The 18,709-nt window shown below is 38.1% G+C and carries 14 protein-coding genes; 6 read left to right on the plus strand and 8 right to left on the minus strand.

What is annotated here, in order from left to right; all coding sequences use genetic code 11:
* The first annotated feature begins 122 nt into the window (after positions 1 to 122).
* Positions 123 to 2,201: a TonB-dependent receptor gene (locus IPH52_04845; protein ID MBK7054370.1), complete on the plus strand. Its 2,079-nt coding sequence runs from the start codon at positions 123 to 125 to the stop codon at positions 2,199 to 2,201.
* A gap of 7 nt (positions 2,202 to 2,208) precedes the next feature.
* Here the strand turns inward: IPH52_04845 and IPH52_04850 are convergent, their stop codons facing one another.
* Positions 2,209 to 2,697 carry a DinB family protein gene (locus IPH52_04850; protein ID MBK7054371.1) on the minus strand — a complete coding sequence of 163 codons (489 nt, stop codon included), beginning with the start codon at positions 2,695 to 2,697 and terminating at the stop codon, positions 2,209 to 2,211.
* Positions 2,694 to 3,998: an adenosine deaminase gene (locus tag IPH52_04855; protein MBK7054372.1), complete on the minus strand. Its 1,305-nt coding sequence runs from the start codon at positions 3,996 to 3,998 to the stop codon at positions 2,694 to 2,696. The genes IPH52_04850 and IPH52_04855 overlap by 4 nt, the downstream gene beginning before the upstream one ends.
* A 99-nt stretch (positions 3,999 to 4,097) precedes the next feature.
* Between IPH52_04855 and IPH52_04860 the strand changes: the two genes are divergently transcribed.
* Genes IPH52_04860 through IPH52_04875 form a run of 4 tightly spaced genes read left to right on the plus strand, consistent with a single transcriptional unit; the run spans position 4,098 to position 7,509 of the window.
* On the plus strand, positions 4,098 to 4,535 hold the full coding sequence (locus tag IPH52_04860) for a hypothetical protein (GenBank protein MBK7054373.1): 438 nt from the start codon (positions 4,098 to 4,100) through the stop codon (positions 4,533 to 4,535).
* Entirely contained in the window at positions 4,532 to 5,077 is a 546-nt protein-coding gene (locus IPH52_04865) for a YceI family protein (protein ID MBK7054374.1), read from the plus strand. The genes IPH52_04860 and IPH52_04865 overlap by 4 nt, the downstream gene beginning before the upstream one ends.
* A gap of 11 nt (positions 5,078 to 5,088) precedes the next feature.
* Positions 5,089 to 6,171, plus strand: a complete 1,083-nt coding sequence (locus tag IPH52_04870; protein ID MBK7054375.1) for a hypothetical protein — start codon at positions 5,089 to 5,091, stop codon at positions 6,169 to 6,171.
* Complete coding sequence (locus tag IPH52_04875; protein ID MBK7054376.1) at positions 6,172 to 7,509, plus strand: MATE family efflux transporter; 1,338 nt, start codon at positions 6,172 to 6,174, stop codon at positions 7,507 to 7,509.
* Between the two features lie 3 nt (positions 7,510 to 7,512).
* Here the strand turns inward: IPH52_04875 and IPH52_04880 are convergent, their stop codons facing one another.
* From IPH52_04880 to IPH52_04905, 6 genes are all read right to left on the minus strand, one after another.
* Positions 7,513 to 9,279, minus strand: coding sequence for a hypothetical protein (locus tag IPH52_04880; GenBank protein MBK7054377.1), 1,767 nt, complete (start codon positions 9,277 to 9,279; stop codon positions 7,513 to 7,515).
* Positions 9,276 to 10,754 (minus strand): hypothetical protein, encoded by a 1,479-nt coding sequence (locus IPH52_04885; protein MBK7054378.1) that lies wholly within the window; start codon positions 10,752 to 10,754, stop codon positions 9,276 to 9,278. The genes IPH52_04880 and IPH52_04885 overlap by 4 nt, the downstream gene beginning before the upstream one ends.
* Before the next feature lie 281 nt (positions 10,755 to 11,035).
* Positions 11,036 to 12,634: a hypothetical protein gene (locus tag IPH52_04890; GenBank protein ID MBK7054379.1), complete on the minus strand. Its 1,599-nt coding sequence runs from the start codon at positions 12,632 to 12,634 to the stop codon at positions 11,036 to 11,038.
* Between the two features lie 111 nt (positions 12,635 to 12,745).
* Positions 12,746 to 14,005, minus strand: a complete 1,260-nt coding sequence (locus tag IPH52_04895; GenBank protein MBK7054380.1) for a hypothetical protein — start codon at positions 14,003 to 14,005, stop codon at positions 12,746 to 12,748.
* Positions 14,006 to 14,018: 13 nt separating this feature from the next.
* On the minus strand, positions 14,019 to 16,199 hold the full coding sequence (locus IPH52_04900; protein MBK7054381.1) for a DUF839 domain-containing protein: 2,181 nt from the start codon (positions 16,197 to 16,199) through the stop codon (positions 14,019 to 14,021).
* On the minus strand, positions 16,196 to 17,863 hold the full coding sequence (locus IPH52_04905) for a hypothetical protein (protein ID MBK7054382.1): 1,668 nt from the start codon (positions 17,861 to 17,863) through the stop codon (positions 16,196 to 16,198). The genes IPH52_04900 and IPH52_04905 overlap by 4 nt, the downstream gene beginning before the upstream one ends.
* A gap of 370 nt (positions 17,864 to 18,233) precedes the next feature.
* On the opposite strand from IPH52_04905, the gene IPH52_04910 reads away from it, so the two are divergent.
* Entirely contained in the window at positions 18,234 to 18,659 is a 426-nt protein-coding gene (locus tag IPH52_04910) for a hypothetical protein (protein MBK7054383.1), read from the plus strand.
* Positions 18,660 to 18,709: the final 50 nt, after the last annotated feature.

Consider the following 18,709-nt stretch of genomic DNA (forward strand, 5'->3'; position numbering starts at 1 on the left):
TATCAACTTAAGGACTTTCACAGTCATTTCGAACATCGCTTGGCGGATTGATGCGACCAAGCAAATGGGTGACTGAAGTAAAATAATTGTTCTTACAAACTCATTTAGCACTGTGGATGAAAATGTCTTTTCGAATTCAACTTAGTCTGGTAAGTTTTTGCCTCTGTGGCATATCTTTATGCACAACATCACCATTATCCGCACAAGAGACAAAGAAATCAAATACAGTAGAAGTAATTGGAAAATCAACAGAAAGCGAAGCGGGCAAAACAAAATCCGTAAAAACAGATCCAACTGGATTTACAGAAGTAATTGATGCAGAAAAATTTAGAGGGAAATACACCTCGTTAACCGACGTTTTGGAAAGAGAAGCAGGTGTGCGCGTGAGAAGATTTGGAGGCTTAGGTTCGTATTCAACACTTTCTATTCGAGGCTCAAATGCAAACCAGGTGAGAATCTATGTAGATGGAGTTCCACTGAATAACGCACAGGGCGGAGAAGTGAATCTTTCCGATTTGTCTTTTGACAATTTGGAGAAAATCGAAATCTACAAATCAGGCTCTTCACCCGGGTTCAGTGGCTCAGCGATAGGCGGCACAGTAAACCTCGTTACAAGTAAAAGTTCCCGTAAACCATCCACTCGCTTTATAGTTTCCGGTGGTAGTTTAAACACAATCAAGATGAGTGCAAGTCATAACGCAAGTGTGAATAATGTGCGTTATACTCTATTTGCGCAACAGGAAAAGTCAGATCAAAACTTTACCTTTCGCAATAACAATGGCACTTACTTTAACCAGCTAGATGATTTCGATGACAAAAGAAGAAACGCTCAGTTTAATCGTTATAATTTTACAGGAAATGTTTCGTTTGATGTAAGGCAAACAACTGTTACTCTCTTAAATGATTTTAATTATCGCCAAAACGGAATTCCCGGACCCGGTAGCAATCAAACTAAAAAAGTAGAGCGAGAATATCTAAGAAACACAAGCTCGCTAGGAACTAGCACAAAATCATTCTTATTCACGAACCTAAACTTAGACACTAGGCTTTTTTATACCGGTGCTAGAGACCATTTATTTGATCCACTTTCTGAGTTTTCTAGCGGCACTCCAAACTCAAAAGCTGATATTCAGCAATACGGATTACATATATTACCCTCTCTTTATTTACTTGGCTCCAATCAGATTTTGCGATTCATGCTTGCTTTAGAGCGCGAGACATTTAAGCGAGATAGAAGAAATAAATTTGATCAGGTTGTAGATTTTTCTACTCGTAAATTTAGACATCATACTACCTGGCAGATACAAGATGAGATTCGTCTATTTGATAAGCGTTTGACTTTAACCCCTACCATTCAGCAGGAACTTTATATTGACCGCTTTAACTCGCAAGATAGTCTTTTTCAAAATACACAGAGCGATCCAAATAAAAAAACTACACAATATACAAATTACAGAATGGGGCTACTCGGTGTAATCTACAAAAATACAGAAAATACTTTTAGCTTTAAATCAAACATCGCCCGAGAAAGAAGAATTCCTGACTTCTTAGAATTGTTTGGAGAAAGAGGCTCTGTGATTGGAAATCTTTCTTTGAAACCGGAACGAAGTGTGAATATGGACGCTGGATTTGTATACGATACACAAAGGCAAAATGTAAAGTTTACAGGTTCGATTGCTTATTTTCAAAAAAATATTACCGATATGATTTTGTTTGTTCCTAATTCGCAATTCACTTTACGACCGGAAAACATTGACTCAGCAAGCATTAAGGGAATTGAGTTTACTCAGAATTTAACTCTATTTGAACGATGGAAATTGGAGTCTAATTACACTTACCAAAAAGCAATTAATACATCTGATACAACTTACTTAAAAGGAAAATATTTGCCATTACGTCCAGTCAACGAGTGGCATGGTAGCATTAGCCGCCGCTTCGATAAATTTGAATTAGGATTAGAGAATATCTTCATCGGTGCAGTATTCAAAGACCGCGCCAACGAATACCAAAACTATCAACCCGCTCGCTGGCTTCATAATATTTTCTTTACCTATTACATTAAACGGTCTACTGAAGAGGATAACCGAGAGTTTCTACTTACTCTCGAAGTCAAAAACATCACCGATAAAAGAGCAGAGGATATAGTAGGTTATCCTCTGCCGGGTAGAATTTGGTATGGAACGCTTAGTGGGAGATTTTAGATTTTAGCTAAGCAGTATAAATCTCATTCACCGGCTTACCGATATTAGCCCGTTTGCCATAGAGAAATTTTATATGATGATCGAAATGCCAGTTTGCTTTTTCGATGAGTTGTTGTAGAGTTAAAGTGCCGGCTTGCGAATGAATCCCTGTTCTCTGCAAATCCTGTTCGGAAATGGAATTGAGTATTTGTGCAACATACTCTCTATTAGCCGAAAAAAGTCTAACCGAGGCAGAAACATTCTCTGGTTTATAGGCAAGATTCTCTTTCCATTTGTTTTCATCAAAAGCCATGAGAGTAGGGTTCTCTTCGGCGATTACTCGTTTGATTCTATCACTGAATACTAAGTCGCAATCTACAATATGAAGGATAACTTCTGTTAGACTCCAAAGTCCTGGACCGGGCGTTGCGAGTAAGTCCTCTTTTTTTAAATTGGATGTTGCATAACTTAAGATATGTGTTGCTTTCTCATAAGAGGTTGTTAATTGTTCTTTCATTTATTCCTTCCTGTTAAAATTTCTGATATGTATAATTTTGACTTTTGTTTAATTTGTTCCAACTCTTCTATTGATAAACCTGCATTAGCCGCATGCTCATATTCGCTAACTAAAGTGGTATCAAAAATTCCAGGGTCATCACTTCCAATTGTTACTCTCAGATTATTTTTTATAAATCTTCTAATGGGATGTTCCTTCATTCCAGGCAGCATTCCGATATATAAATTAGACGTAGGGCAACATTCAATAACAGCTTTAGATTCTTCTCGCACTAAGTAAATCACAAAATCCTGAAAAGTATTTAGTTCATCAATATATTGTTTATTCATTTTAAATGAAATCTTGGAGTCAATGTTTGCGTTTTCAAGTATTTCTTTCTCGTGCATTAATTTTGAATAGTTCTGCGTTTTTCCGAAGGATTTAATTTTTTCGTAATGTAAAATTTCAAATTTAATCTGATCGAGTCTTTCGCCTATTGTTTCTGAAAATGTTTTGTCAGCGAAGCTTTCCGGGTTGATGCCAAGAGCGATACAATGACCGAGTCGATGCGAACCGTAGAGAGCTGATTCTCCTATCCATCTTACTGCTGACTTAGGTGTCTTATCCGCAAAGCTTTCTCCCACATGATATAATATGGATAAAGCAGATTGCGGATTATCCATATTATCCCGAATAATGGTTTGAAAAAAAGATTTCTTTTCCTTTGGGGGAAATCCCTCTTCAATGTAACAAAAATCAATACCTACTAAATATTCTCTGACTAAATCATTTTTGTTCATTAATTCTTTGAGCCATTTGTATTGCTCCTCATAATTTCCATCTCGATGTAGAGAGACAACAAGTTTTGCTTTCATTGAATTACTAACTGATTGTTCGCCTAACAGCAATCCTTCGCAAGCGGCTATCGTTTTTGAAAAGTAGACATCTTTGGTTGCGTAGGGTGCATACATAATGCGATATTCAGCAAATACAACTCCCTTATTTGCATGTTCGATTACTATATCTTTGCTCACGGATTTAATTTCATCTTCATCGAATTTGCATAAGGCTATGATTAGATTGAATTTGGATTGAAATTCTAGAAAAGGAGCGGGTTTCTTAAAGAGGTATATGCTTTTAAACCGCTCTATGTCTTTGTAGTCATTAAAAAAGCTTTTTGTATTCAATTCTTCTTTGTGAAATTTCTGGTGTAGTTCGGTATATAAATTCCATCTGGGATTCGGATTGTTTAGTCCGATTTCAAAAAGTTTTTCTGCCGTAATGGATCCGTAAAGATGATTGTGTAAATCTAGAAAACTCATACTTTGCATGAAAATATAGAATGAAAAGAACTGTAAAGTCATATTTATTTTATTCACAAGCAAAGTGTATCAACTAAACATGGTAAGCAAGAGAGGCTAATGATGAATATTATAAAACTAATTTTTATACTTTTACTTATGTTAGTGATAAATTGTGAGAGTAAAAATTCAGATGACGAAGAAAAAAAACGAGCGATAGCAGGCGTTTTGATAAATAATATTGGTGGCAATGTTGCAGTTACCAACAATTCGAGTTCTACTTCTGTCGGTTGTTCGAATTCTGCTCCCACATTTTCAACACTTGCTACGGCAGGGGTTACTTCTAATTGTGCGAAGTCTGGATGTCATGTTGGATCTAGTCCGCAAAATGGATTGGATATGACGAGTTATAATTCTGTTCTTGCAAAAGTTACTCCTAAAAATGGGAGTGCTAGTTCCTTATACCAAAAAGTCAATGGAGGAACTATGCAACAGTATACAACATCGCAAATAACTACGGCTATTTACTGTTGGATTCAAGGATGGGCATTGCCATGAAAAGGATAATATTATTTTACCTCGCCATATTTATTTTAAACTTAGAAGCAACTGAGATAAAAGAAGACCATTTAACTATAACCACCGGGAAAATTATTTTTATAAGTGAAGCTCCACAGGAAACAATCAAGGGCATCGGCAAGCAAATTTCAGGCGATGTTTACTTCAAAGAAAAGAAAGTCAATATTTCAATTGATCTTACTGATTGGAAAACAAACAATCGACTCCAAACCTCGCATCTACATGAAAATTATTTGGAAACGGAAAAATTCCCGAAAGCGATATTTGAAGGAGTGATTCAGTCTTATGATACTAAGTCCGGAGAAGTTGTAGTCGTAGGTTCAATTAGTTTACACGGCGTTATCCGCAAAGATGTGAGCATCAAAGGGAATGTAACCGCTACTGACTCAGGCTATTCTCTTGCTTGTGAATTTCCTATTAACTTAAAGGATTTTTCTATTCAAGTTCCAAAGTTACTGATTCTCAAAGTGAGTGAGATCGTGAAATTAGAAGTCAAGTTAGATTTAAAATCTGTAAAATAAGAAGGCAGTCAATGAAGGAATTTAATTATAAACTAATTTCAGGTATACTCATATTAGCTGCTACTTCCTTATTCGCTCAAGCGCAGCCAAAGTCAGCTTTTATGGGCTCTAGCTTAATTAATATGCCTACGACCGAAGATGTAGGTAAGGACAATCTAGATTTTCGTTTTAATCATAGATTTACAAATGGAAAAGCAACATCTGCTACATTCGGTGGATTAGATGGAGGGGCTAATACGCAGTTGTCTCTTGATTATGGGATTACTGAAAAATGGAGTGCGGGGATTGCTAGAACTTCTGCGTTCCAAACGTATGAGGCGAGGACAAAGTATAGGATTTTGACTCAAGATGATTCTATGCCTTTTAGTTTGAGTTTTTTTGGCGTTGTAGGTCAGGAGACTTCGAAGCAAGCAATCAAGTATGACAATTACATTAATCCTCCATCTATAGGGAATTACATCAGTTTGCCGTCACCAGCAGTTTCGCAAATTGATACATTCATTCGACAGGAAGGAAATGAGTATGAATTGAGCGATAAAGATAAGCGAAGCTTCCTTGCATCCTTTTTAATCTCTCGCAGATTCACAGATCGTATTTCGCTACAGGTCTCACCTATGTTCGTGCACAGAAATTTTATCAAGAGTCAATTAGGAAATGATAGAACAGGCCTCGATATTGGCGGTAGAATAAAGTTATTCAAACGAGTTGATCTAACCTTTGAAGCCATCTTTACTCCCAAACGAGATTATCAGGGAGCGAGCTATTATACAGAGGATCGGTATACGAAATATCCAGGTTTGAATACGTTAACCGGCACAGAGATCAATCAACAGTATAATAATCCGCAGGGTATTCAATATGCGGCTATTCGAAATATACTGCTAGATAAACCGGTTTCTTATTATTATGTACCGTTTAGTTTAGGGGTTGATATAGAAACAGGTGGACATGTGTTTCAACTTTTTGTCACCAATATGAGAACGATTGCCCACACCCAACTACTTCGCGGTGCTGATTATGACTATAAAAAAGGGGACTGGACATTTGGTTTTAATATTCATCGGTATTTCTCTTTTGCTAAGGATATTGAATAAATGATTTTTTTTAAATCAAAATTAAATCTTCATATCACAGAGCTTTCTTTACCTGTTTTTTTTGGAATGCTTAGTCATACATTGATTCAAGTGAGTGATACTATAATGGTTGGGAAGCTCGGCTCGGAAGCGATTGCCTCGGCAGGACTAGGCGGCATCGCATATTTTACAATTCTTTCTTTTTTGATGAATGGTTCTGTGGGCATACAAATATTAACCGCTCGCAGGTATGGAGAAAAAAATGAAATAGAAATTGGTAAGATAGGAATTAGCGTTTTATATTTCTCCCTTGTTGCTGGATTGCTTTTTTCAGTTCTGGGATATTATTTATCTCACTGGGTAATCGCTCTTATCTCAAATGATCCGAGTATAATCCAGAGTGCATCTTCCTATCTAGCTTATCGATTTCTGGGAACCATATTTTTCTTTCCTATCTTTGCACTTCGAGGTTTTATGGATGGTCTAGGACATACTTATCTTGGAATGATTGCAGCTTTTAGTTCGACATTCTCTAATATTTTTATGAACTGGGTATTGATTTACGGCAATTTAGGATTTACCGCTCTAGGTGTGGACGGAGCTGCCATTGCCTCTGCTCTTTCCGGAATTCCTGCTATGCTAATTCTAGTGGTTTATCTTTTCAAAAAGGATATTGCTTATTATTTAAAACAGTCCCATTTTCAATTCGACTTTTTAATCCTAAAAAATGCAATTAGCATTGGTTTACCTTCTGCAATTGATGGATCTCTCACTAATATTGCATTTATGGTATTCAACAAATTTGCCGGTATGATAGGAATAGACGCATTAGCCGCTTCTCAAATAATTATTAGTATTATCAGTCTTTCGTTTATGCCTGGATTCGCCTTTGGTGTTGCGGCTACTACTATTTTAGGTCAGGCTATGGGAGCAGGCAAGTTTCAACTCGCTAGGCTTGGAACATTTCGCTCCGCTAAATTTTCGGCTGTGCTCATGGGAATAATGGGAATTTTGTTCATCGTTTTCGGCAAGCAAATCATTGGTTTATTTTCTGCGGAGTTGCCAGTTATTCGAGAAGCATACCCCGCACTCATTGTGATTTCCATCGTCCAAGTAGGGGATGCATACCACATGGTTTTTGGTTCAGCCTTACGCAGTGCGGGTCTTGTTGTGTGGGTATTACAAGTGTATGCCGTTATCTCTTATTTAGTCATGTTGCCATTAGCCTACTTACTTGGTGTTTACTTACGATTAGGCTCTCTTGGACTCTGGTCTGCAGTTTCCATTTGGTTAGTTTGCCTCTCTCTTTGTTTTGTATGGAAATTCAACCAAGGCGATTGGAAACATCGAAAGATATAATCTTTACTTCTGCTTACTCTTATCCAATATTTTATCCATTTCCTCATCACTAACAGGAACTTTTACTATATCATTTCCTTCTTTTTTTACTTGCTCTAAATCCACAACAGCACCGGATAAGAGTGATTTGGCTTTACCGGAAGTATCCTTAACAGCGTATACTACCCATTTTCCGCCTTCAAGAGACAATACTAAATAAGAAAAATCACTCACTGCCAAAATGGTGTGGGCGGATAATTGCGAAGCCATTTCGTAGTTCATGACAACGCCACTTTGTAGAGTAATTCCAATTGGTATTCCAACTGCTTTACCAATTCTATAAACTCCATTTCCGACTGCGACTCCAAGAGAGGCAGTTGTGCCTGTCACAGCAACTGATCCCGCAGCCGCTTTTGAACTTCCATAGGTTACCACCTGCGCTGTTCCTGATGCAGTTGAAACGGTAGTTCCTACGGCAGATCCTGCAACAGCCACACCGCCGCCAAGAATGGTTTGACCTGTAGTGACTCCAGCTAGGCTTAAGTTGGCGAGGATATAAGTTCCTGCGCCTTCTGTGACTACTCCCACTCCTTTTACAGTCTTTGCACTTGCGTATAATCCAGTGTTAGCCGTTGCACGGGTGGATGCATCGGCTGCATTGTATGATTCCTGTGCTAAAAATTTACCACTGCCAATGAGTCCGGCTAATGCCAATTTGGCGGTTGGGGCTACTAAGTAGATAACTCCTTTTGTTCCAACGGTGACAACTTCTACCATGACTTGTCCTACGCTGTAGCCGGATACACTTACAAACATCACGGGATAGATTACAGCGTTTACTGCTACGTAGCCGACAGAGATTACTCCTAATTTAGTTAGAGGCTTAAATATTGCATCGTAGAAGATACCCTTTGTTACCCGCGCAAAGGATTTAAGGATTGCAAAGGAAAGTCCTGCTCCGTCTACAACATTTGCATAGTCTCTACCGGAAGCGCTAAATTCTTTTGCCGTATCGCTTCCCCATTCAAAGAAGACTTCTTTTAATTCTTTCGTCAAAGCCTCATTACCCTCTGAAATGAATTTATTGATTCCACTAAATCCTTTCGAAAAAGAGTTTGTTGAAATTTCTGCATCATCGACTGTCTTGGCAAGATAGTCATTTAGATTTGTGTATCCGATTACAAAAGAATTTACTCCATCGCGAAATTCTTTTTTGTATTCTTTTGCGCGCTCGGAAAATTCAGGATTATTTGCATTTGGAAAATCATTCTCTGTTAATTCATCCGCCCATTTGTTCATGTTAGCTCTTAGTTCTTTAGAACTCTGCACAACAGTTTCGTGGACTTGCATTCCATTTCGAAAAGAACTTCCAACAATTCCATACGAGCTTGCAAGAGAAATCGCTATGATATAAACTCCGCCTTTGGTTCCTGAATCGTAAATGTATTTATTGATTTCTTCACCCTTGTCTGAAACTTTTCCCGCAGTCTTAAGAGAAATATCAGTTCCTTCTTTCAAAATATAAACAGACTCTCCCGCTTTTTTTACATTTTCCGAAAAGGCTTCTTTTGCTAAGCCAACTCGCTTTCCATAAATAAAAATTTCTGCTTCAGCAAAAGGTGGAATCAATTTAATCGACGTTCCCTTAACGTCAAAAGCACCGTTGTTATACAGAGATTTATGTCCTTCCTTGACGAGCTTTCTAGAATTCTTAATTGGATCGTCTGGATCTGATGCTGACGCGCAGCCTAACAGTAATATGGCGATGGTTAAGTTTGTGAGTAATTTCATTTATCCCCTCCTTCTTTTTGTTTTTTCATTTCCTCTTCTCTATTTTGAATTTCTTTTTCTAAAACTTTTTTTACGATCGTTTGATCATCGGTAAGAATTTCTACTTTCCCCTGTTTGCGAGCCTCTTCTAAATCTACAACAGAGCCGACAGGCAGGCTATCAAATCCTTTGTAATTTCCTTTTACGCTTGCAATCACAAGTCTCGGTCCATCCCAGGCTAGAAAAATAGTAGCATCAGGAACGGTTAATAGCAAATGAGTTGGAATAACGGTTAATGAAGCGTAGCTTAATACGACGCCTGACTTAAGCGCATAATACACACTTTGCGTTGAACCTTTAGAGAAGTCGTAAATCATTCCAGTAGCAGTGGCACCTGTCTCGTAAGCCGCACCTGCGACCGCCCCAGTTGCTCTTGTCGATTCTACTCCTGTAAATGTCGCTACCTGGTTAAAGGCACCTACCGCAGTTCCGCCAACTATTGTAGGAGCGGTAGCTGTTGCCGACAAGACTCCCATTGAGCTTAAAAATCCTGCTTCTAAAGTGGGGCTAACAACTCTATACCCAAGCTTTGTAGGATAATAGATCACAAGTCCGGTTGTGACAATGGTTTGATTTAAAAAGGTTGCGACATACGCGACAGGAACGGCTACTCCGTTGATTGCAATTATTTTACCTGAATCGACAACAGTTGTGCTGACAGGTGCAAAGGCGAGTTCTTTCATGGCAATCGTATAACCCTGAAAAATATCCCATAAAGCAACTAACGTATTTGATTTAGTTCCTGATTCTTCGTATTCTTTGGAGTAAGAGAGGACTGCTCTTTTATAGGCTCCCGACCAGGCTTTAGAAATAGTATCTCCATTTTTTACGGATACATCTTTAAACAATTCAGAGATAGAAGAGTAGTTCTGCATCCTATCTTTATTAAAGTCTTTTATGGTAGAAAATATTTCTTCCCTGTCTTTTTTTTCAATGTCGCCTAATGAGATGTAGCCGATTACGAATGAATTTCCAGATTCTTTAAAAAGATCACCCGATTGTTCCAATTCCCATTTTGCAAGGTCAAACGTTCCTTCGTAAATGTCTTTACTGAATTGGTAAAGAGCCTTTTCTTCGTTTTTTCCAAGGCTTCGAATCATTTTCATTGTGTCACCCAAATTACCTGGATATTTATCCGCTCTCTCCTTCATGGATACAAATACCATTGCCTTTGCTGTTCGAAAAGACATCGCACCATTTTCGATTACCGTCTTGGTAGATTTTTTAGAAGAGGGAATGATATACCAACCCTTCTCGTGAATATTTTTTCTCTCTCCAAGAGCGTTAGCCGTAAGAGGTGCAATCTTCTGGAAATTTTGCGGTTTGACATTATCCCCAACTACATCTTCTCCAATTACTTTTTTTTGCACATCGCTTGCACAGTGTAGCAGAAAAAGTAAAATCAAATTCAATCTAAAAAATTTTTGTGCCTTCATTTATTTTTACATCCTCGCGGGTTAGGAAACATTAGTTCGATAGTAGAAATTTGTATTATCTTGTCATCCCCGAAATTTTATTCGCGCCATTAAGTTAAAAGTTGTTTACCCCTGTCACCTCGAACTAGCTTCATCAGTGAGAGGTCTATCCGACAAAAAAATAAATAGTTTTTCTCGCATTAAGAACTAAGGTAGATTTCTCACGGCGCATGTTTGGATGTGCCACCTATTTGCTTATCCGCAAATCCATCACCTTCGTATAGTTCGAAATGACCGTTAATTCAAAAAACTATTTTCTCAATTCCTGTTGTTTGTCCGTCGGGGATTTTTTCAAATACGTTTGCGGGTTTCTTTAAAATTGCGTCGCGTCCATATCGAAAGGACTGGGTTTCGACGATGGCGCGGTAGGATTTATTTAAGAGAATGCTTCTTTCTTTAGAAGGATTGATTAGAATTGTTACATCCAATTTTAGTTTTGTAAATGCTTCTTCGTTAGGAGTTCCGTCTTTTGAGAAAAAGATTTTTTTAATTTCTTCATTTTCTCTAAATTCGTCTCCTGCTCCGTTGTTTTGTAAATAAAAAGAATACTCATTTTGGTCTCCAAAGTTTATGAAATTTACTCGTCTATCGGCTACTCCCGATAAGCCTTTACTAGTCCAATGTCCCCATCCAAAATCTGGTTTCGATTTATCACTTCCTTCCATTTTACGCTTAAAAGAAAATGTTGTATCGGCTAATACTCCTAAACTGCTATGACAACCCATACAAAATAAGGTTTCTTCGTTTGTTTGCGGTCTTAGATTTCCCTTTTTGTCTTCGATATATGCTTGATATATCCAGCCTGATTTATTATCAAATCCATGCTCAAAGTCTCCGTAAAAGCCTTCTGCTGTTTTCTCAGTTTGAAATTTTCTTTCCTTATTTTCTCGAGAGACTTTGTCTTTTAGCTCGGAGTAATTATACCATTCTTTTTTTCTTGCGTATCTTAGTTCTTTCATTCGGTTCGAAAGCTTAACGCTATTAGCCTCTTTATTCCAATCTAAATAGCGAACGGAATGTAAAAATTCTGTCCCTACCGGAAAAAGTCCACCTGCGGATAATAGCTCTTTGCTTGTCTGATACTCTTCTGCCATTCCCGCATATTGCATAGGTTGAGAAGGCCAGTTATACTTTACTTTATTTGCTTTTTCCAGTTTACCATTTTGATCTAAGTCTATTCCTGAAATATTTTCATCTAAAGTTTCTGTTTGGATTGTCTTTTGCTTTAAAATTGCTTCAACGATTGCAAGATTCGTTTTATAAATTTCAAGATTGAACTTTCGGCTTTTATCAGAACGAAAGGGAAACGGAAGACGTATTAATACATCGTCCGTTGATCCATTGGTAGCCCAAAAGGTTCCAAGAAACGGATAATAACGATAAGCCCTCCAGCCGGAATACTCACCAGTCTTTGGATTTTTATCAAATCCATCTTCGTCGAAATGAAAATAGCAATCAGGAATATATCCTCCCCAATTACTTGGAAGACTTTTACTGAGAAGGATTTCGCCTTTCTCGTCTAAATAATTATTTTCTTGGATATAAGATTCAATTTCTTGATCTGAGTAAAACTTTGATTTGCTTGTGCTAAATAAATTTTTCCAGGGATTTATTTTTCCTGATTTGGGAAATTCATAATGCGTTTGCAAGTCTCCATCGTCTAGAAAATTTGGTTTTTCCCCTTTTGTATGACAGGAATAACAAGGATTATGCGCTTTATTGCTAGCGTCTACTGTCTTTGTATAACACATCGGTGGGATATAGGCAGTGGGATTTGAATTCTTGGAATAATCTATATTATCCTCTATTTCTATTTTACTTATATATTCTTTTAAATCTATTCCTACCCCTTGACCGGAGGTAGGTTTATATAAGTAGGTTTCATACTTTGGTAGCGGGTCTGGCTTGCAAAAAAGCAGGAAAAGAATTATAACAAAGAAAAAATGGAACATCTAAAAAGTTTTTGTATATCCAATGCTAAACCAGAAAAGATTCTGCTGAATCTTTTGAAGTGTCATTTTTTCTTTTAAATAAATATTGATTGGATCATTTGGTTTATTGAATACCTGATCTATTAAGTCAAATACATACTGATTATCTGCCCCATTTACCTTCGATGGATTTACAATCATTCCATCATTCGTTGAGCGATTTGCTCTGCCGCCTGTCGCACCAAAATAATAATCGGAATCATACATATATAGATTGGGTCGATACACATGTGTTGTCTTTATAAAAAAATCAGCAAAATTAAATTTTAAAGCAGTTGTTAAATCTTGAAATCCATTTCTACTTTCTACATTGTTGTTCGAAAAAGTATAACCAAGATTTGTGCTAGGAGTTATTCTAAAAAATTTCCCCTGAAAAAATTCATGACTCAAATGAATGGAGAAATAATTTTTGCCTACCTGTGCGCCTGAGTTTTCTTGTGATACCTGTGTATAATACGACAAAGTGGGATTAGCCGCTTTCAAGAATGGCAACTTCCAGAAGAGGTAGTATTCCTGCCAAGCCATTCTTGATTGACGGGGCTTCGTAGGATTATTCGGATCTACCACTGTATTGCTATAAGATTTATTAAATGTATTATAGAACCAAGTTCCAACTGTAAAAGTTCCCCAATTTGTTTTGTCGAAAGAGTAGGCAAAAGATGTAAAAAGGCCGTCCGAGTTTTTCATTCCATTGTGTTCTTTGTAAGGTTTTATTCCCTGCCCAAAGACTTGATTCGGAGCGCATTTCGAACTTATCTGCGGATTTCCTAAACCGTTAGCCATTATGCTATCGATACACTGATCACCAGAAGCAGGTTGTCCTATATAAGAAGGTCCGGGTCCTCCGGGAGAGGATTGTAAAAGCTTTCCATCCGTGTCTCTATTTTCTCTGTCGGTTAATTGAAAGTTGCCCCAAAGCTGGACTTTGAATCCTTCGAGTGGTGTATGAATGTCAATTGTTGGTTGAAACGAAGGAACAAAATTCATACTCTTATAAGAATCATTATTTCTACGGTTGTATGCTTCCCCTGAAAAACTCATACCTCGCCAAATAAAATCGGAAACGATTTCTGAAGATACATCAATCGTAGTGTTCTTTTTTGTGCTAACTTCTTTTTGTGGATCAGAGGAAGTAGAAGAAGTTGTAATTTCTTTTTGCGCCAAAAGAGTATTATACGCAAATAGAACAAGCAATAGTAATGTAAAATGTATTGTTTTCATGGAATTTCCTATTTTATTGATTTGGATCTGGCGCATAAGTAGTATTAGTCGTATTTGAAACGCGAGGCAAACCAAATATATACCCAACGTATCCTCTTTTTGCATCCTTTGTAGCATTTGCGTTATAGCCCCAATTGATTGGTTGTTCTGTATTGCCATCGAAAATTTCTTCGCCATAAGGGTGTTGAACATTCACAAAAATACTTAATCTGTCTTCGTCTTCTAATGGAATAAAGTTTCCGGTAAACTCGGAACCGGGGGGAATCGTCATTATCCGCGTAAGCTTTCTAGTCTTTGTATCATAAGCCCATGAAGTATTGTTGAAGTGACTCGTTGAGTCCTCTCCAATAAAAAGAGTTCCTCTGTAATAATTTAAAGCATCTGGAAGAGAAATGTAATCCGGGTGGCAACGGTTCTTATCCGCATACACTTCTCCAGCATTTAGTCTTCGACCGGTCAGAATGGATTTCATTTCTGTTCCTACGTAAGTCGAGCCGATTGGATTTCCAACAGTGTCATTTTGGGAACCGTTAAGCGCTACCTGATAAATAGCTCCGCAGTCATTTCTTTCTAATTGAATATGATCGTCACCTCCACTTGGTCCGAAAGAACTAGAACCAACTACATCCATTCCAAATCGAAGGCGACCGATTGCAACGTAGAGAACATTTCTATCTGGATTATACACAACACCTTCTTCTTTTTCAAATTCAGTCGTTCCTCCTAAGTAGCCTCCGTATTTTCTTGTTTCCAGAAAGGCGGCAGCTTTTAAAAGTTCAGCCTGGCTTGAAAATTTCGAAGAGATAGTCGTTCCATTGTTTCCATCTCTTAAGCGCAAACACATATTTATCCCTCTGTATTCAACATCGTAGGCTCCAGCGGCTATTAGCTTGTAGCCGGTGCCGAGTGCAGCACAGGATGCTTTTGTGCCGGTAGCAATGGCTCCACCTACAGTTCCAATTTGAAAGATATCGCTCAGCGTTGGTTTCTTATCAACGATAGCTTTAATTTCTGCGTCTGTGGCAGAGCCAAGTCTTACCCAGGTTAACGCGCCTTTGCCTCCATCGGAAGTATCTCCTTTAATTGTGGGAGTTCCGTCTGGATAAGTAGCAGGTAGTGTTGTGCTTGTAGTCGGATATGCAGAAGTTTGTGTCCATTTAGCTATATATAACGAGCCAGATGATAAATCTCCTGCTCTGTCAGCGACATACATGTAGAAACCGCTAAAGGAACCGTCATCCGACATATAAGCTGTTCTGTTGTCAGGCATTATTACCGCAAGTTCCGGTGTAAATTTTCCCATGCTGTAATGGCGCTTAACGCTTGTGCTTGCATTGCTATCTACTGAAATTTCTGTGATATATCCGTAGTTGTATGGATTTGTTTTAGTATAATCGAGTCCAGTATAAGATCGCATATTGTCCCATTGTTCGCAAGTCCAAGGCTCGACAGAACTACAAGGAGCGCGGCTAACATGGAGTAGCTTTGGGTTAGAGCCAAATAATGCCGCAACTTGAGAGTCATAATAATACGCATCAAAGATATAATCTTCTTCGCCCGATAAATGAGTATCCCAAGAAGTATGACTTGCTGCACATAAGAATGCAGTGCCTTCAATGGAAGAAAAATCTACGTATCGATAGCGTTTGGGATTGTAAGAGCCATCTGTTTTTTTGTCAAGCTCTGTCATATAGGCGACACCCGGATAGTTTTCAAAATGAGTCATCAAATGATATTTTCCATTTCTTTGAAAAATACTATTACCATCCGGTTGCACACTTATTCTAGTAGAACCATCTGACTCTAGAATATTTTTTCCATTTTTGTCTTTGATGGCTCCAACTGTATTTTGAAATGCATCTGTATCGCCGGTTCGATAGAGCGTTTTATATTCGAGATTGAAATACTTTGAATAAGTCCCATTGTTGTAACGTATTCTAGCTCTAGGCGATACACGAATGGAAAAAAAATCTTCATACTTTGTAGGAAGTTGCAACTCATCAAACTCAATGCTATCTACTTTGGGAACAGTGTTTTGAACAATTAGTGTCGTTAGGAGCTTACCTTTATTATCCTCTTCTCTGTTACATCCAGTTTGGAGGAATAAAGTTAAAGCCAATAAAAATAAAGTCAAATGTTTCTTAGTCGGTAAAGGCAGTCTTAAATTAATTCCTAAAAATTTAAATTTTTTCATAATCCTGTTCCAGTGATCCTTCTTATTTTGTGATTTTGCGTGTCACTTACATACAGACACGGCGTTGTTGAACTACAACCATTTCCAGCAGTGGTAAATGCAATTCCTTGTGGATACCAAAAGGATGTGTAAATTCCTACTCCATCTTGACTTCCTTGCGTCCCTGTTCCGGCAACCGTTGTAACAATTCCTGTTGTCGTAACTTTTCTAATCAGATTGTTATTTGTATCAGCTACGTATAAACTTGAGGATACGCTAGAAAATGCAATGCCGCGCGGGTTATAGAATGTAGCCGCTGTTCCTGTTCCATCGGCTTTGCCAGGAGTTCCTACTGAGCCTGCAATTGTCGTTACGGCTCCTGTGGCGCGCACAATTTGGCGAATGGTATGATTGCCTGAGTCCGAAATATACAGGTTGGTGCTTGTGTTGTCTATGGCGATTCCTCTTGGCAAATTGAACTTAGCCGCTGAGCCTGTTCCATCTGTAGAGCCTTGTGCTGTTTGGACTGCCGCAGAAATTTGAGAGGCTGTTGAAGATATTGCGAGTGCTGCAGTGCCTGCCAATGTGGTAGCGACCCCTGCTGTTGTAACTGCTCTTATCGAGTTACTATAAGTATCCGCTACATAAATAATGTTATTTATTGCATCACAGGCAATTGCTTGCGGATAATAAAATCTAGCCGCAGTTCCCGTTCCGTCTGTATTAGAAGGATTTGCTGGAGTTGTAGGTGCTGCTGTAGGAGAGGGAGCGCTCGATACAGATGTATTCGCGCCGGCAAGAGTTGTTACAACTCCATTTGACGTGATTTGACGGATAGCATGATTTGTGCTGTCAGCAACGTAAACTGTCGTTCCAATTACACAGATTGACCAGGGATCAAAAAAACTAGAAGTGAGCGGGGTATCACTATTTACATTTCCCCATGAACCGACTCCTGCAAAAGTGCTTGCCTGTCCTTCAATTGCATAGGCAACACCACCGGCATTTACCAAATCTCCAATCCGTGGAGAAATTTTTCGAATCAATTGATTGCCACTGTCGGCTAAATAAAGAAATCCGTTGCTATCAATTCCTAAACCCTGCGGAAAACTAAATTTAGCATCATAGCCATCTCCGTCAGTATTGCCAATTACACCTTGACCAGCGTGAGTTCGAACAGCTAATCCATTGGCTGGGACTGCCGTTGCTTCGTTTGAAAGTGTTTCGGAACCGTTAGCCGCTACTCCTGCTATTTTATAGAAGTAACGAGTGCCAGAAGTTAAGCCAGCCGAATTCTTTGCAGAAGTCACCAAGGAATTTAACGGAGTAATTAGATTTCCTCTTGGAGAAATCAGTGTAACAGTTGTTGCGGTGGATATGATTTCATTCGATGAACTAGGAGTAAATCCAGAGTTAACATCTCTATAGACTTTGTAACTTACCGCAGAGGGTAATTGTGTCCACATCAGTTGTATCCTGCTACTACTTTCTGCGGCAGCAGTGAGGGTAATGGTAGTTACACTCGAAGTTGGAGTATTCATATAGGTAGGAGAAAGACCGCCCGCTATTCTCTGAAGAATCGAGGACATTGCTAATACAGATGACTTATCATTCGTATCATTTTTACAATCTAAAAAAGATACGAACAGAAGCGTTATCAGAGAATAGAAAAGCTTATTGTTCATAAAAGGCAACCTTTGAAAAAAATGTGTAGTATGACTGAATATTTTTTTAAAAAAAAGTCAAGTGCTTTTGCAATAAAATTTAAAAACGAAAGAAAAAGATGAAAGAAGAAAGCGCGACTGCGAATGATAGCTGTTAAATGAAAGAATTTAGAATCGTTATAGTAGTCTGACGATAGAAATTTTTTCTTATCATACTTTATATTTCAGAGAATTTCCTACCGCAAACTCATACCCAGCGATTGACCTGATTATGTAGGTTGAAAAAATAATTTTTTGTTTCACACTAAAAAAAGAGTGGAATTTCCAATCAGATAATGAGTTTATTTGAATTATGTTGTCAGACATTGAATCTGAAATTTTGCTCACTGCAATGAACTTCGTTCAAATGGAAGGTGAGTTCGTGTTAGAGACTTCAGCGAAAATTATGAAGAAGGCAAATCAAATCTTATCGTGGTTTGATGTGTATTCTAAAAATTCATTCATTTCAGAGCAACTTCACAAAGATTGGGTTCAAAAAAATTTGGATACAATTTTGCTAACACCGCTTTTAGAAGAAATTAAAGTGAATTTTATTCCGGCTGAGAAATTTGATACCTATTCAGTTTCGCCTGATATGGCCTGGTCTGTTTTTTTTACAATTACGAGACCTGGAATTTCTACCGATGGACGAAATGCTCTTCTAAAAGTTACTGCTAACTGTGCGTCGGGTCCTCCCAACTATGCAAGCTTACTCCTCCTCGAAAAATCAGTTCATTTTTGGAATGTGAAATCTACTCACGGTCTTTATAATCAGTGAAAAGCTTTTTTCTTGCCACAGTAAGTTGTTTTGATAGTTTAGAAATTAAG

Source organism: Leptospiraceae bacterium (assembly GCA_016708435.1).
Taxonomy (GTDB): Bacteria; Spirochaetota; Leptospiria; order Leptospirales; family Leptospiraceae; genus UBA2033.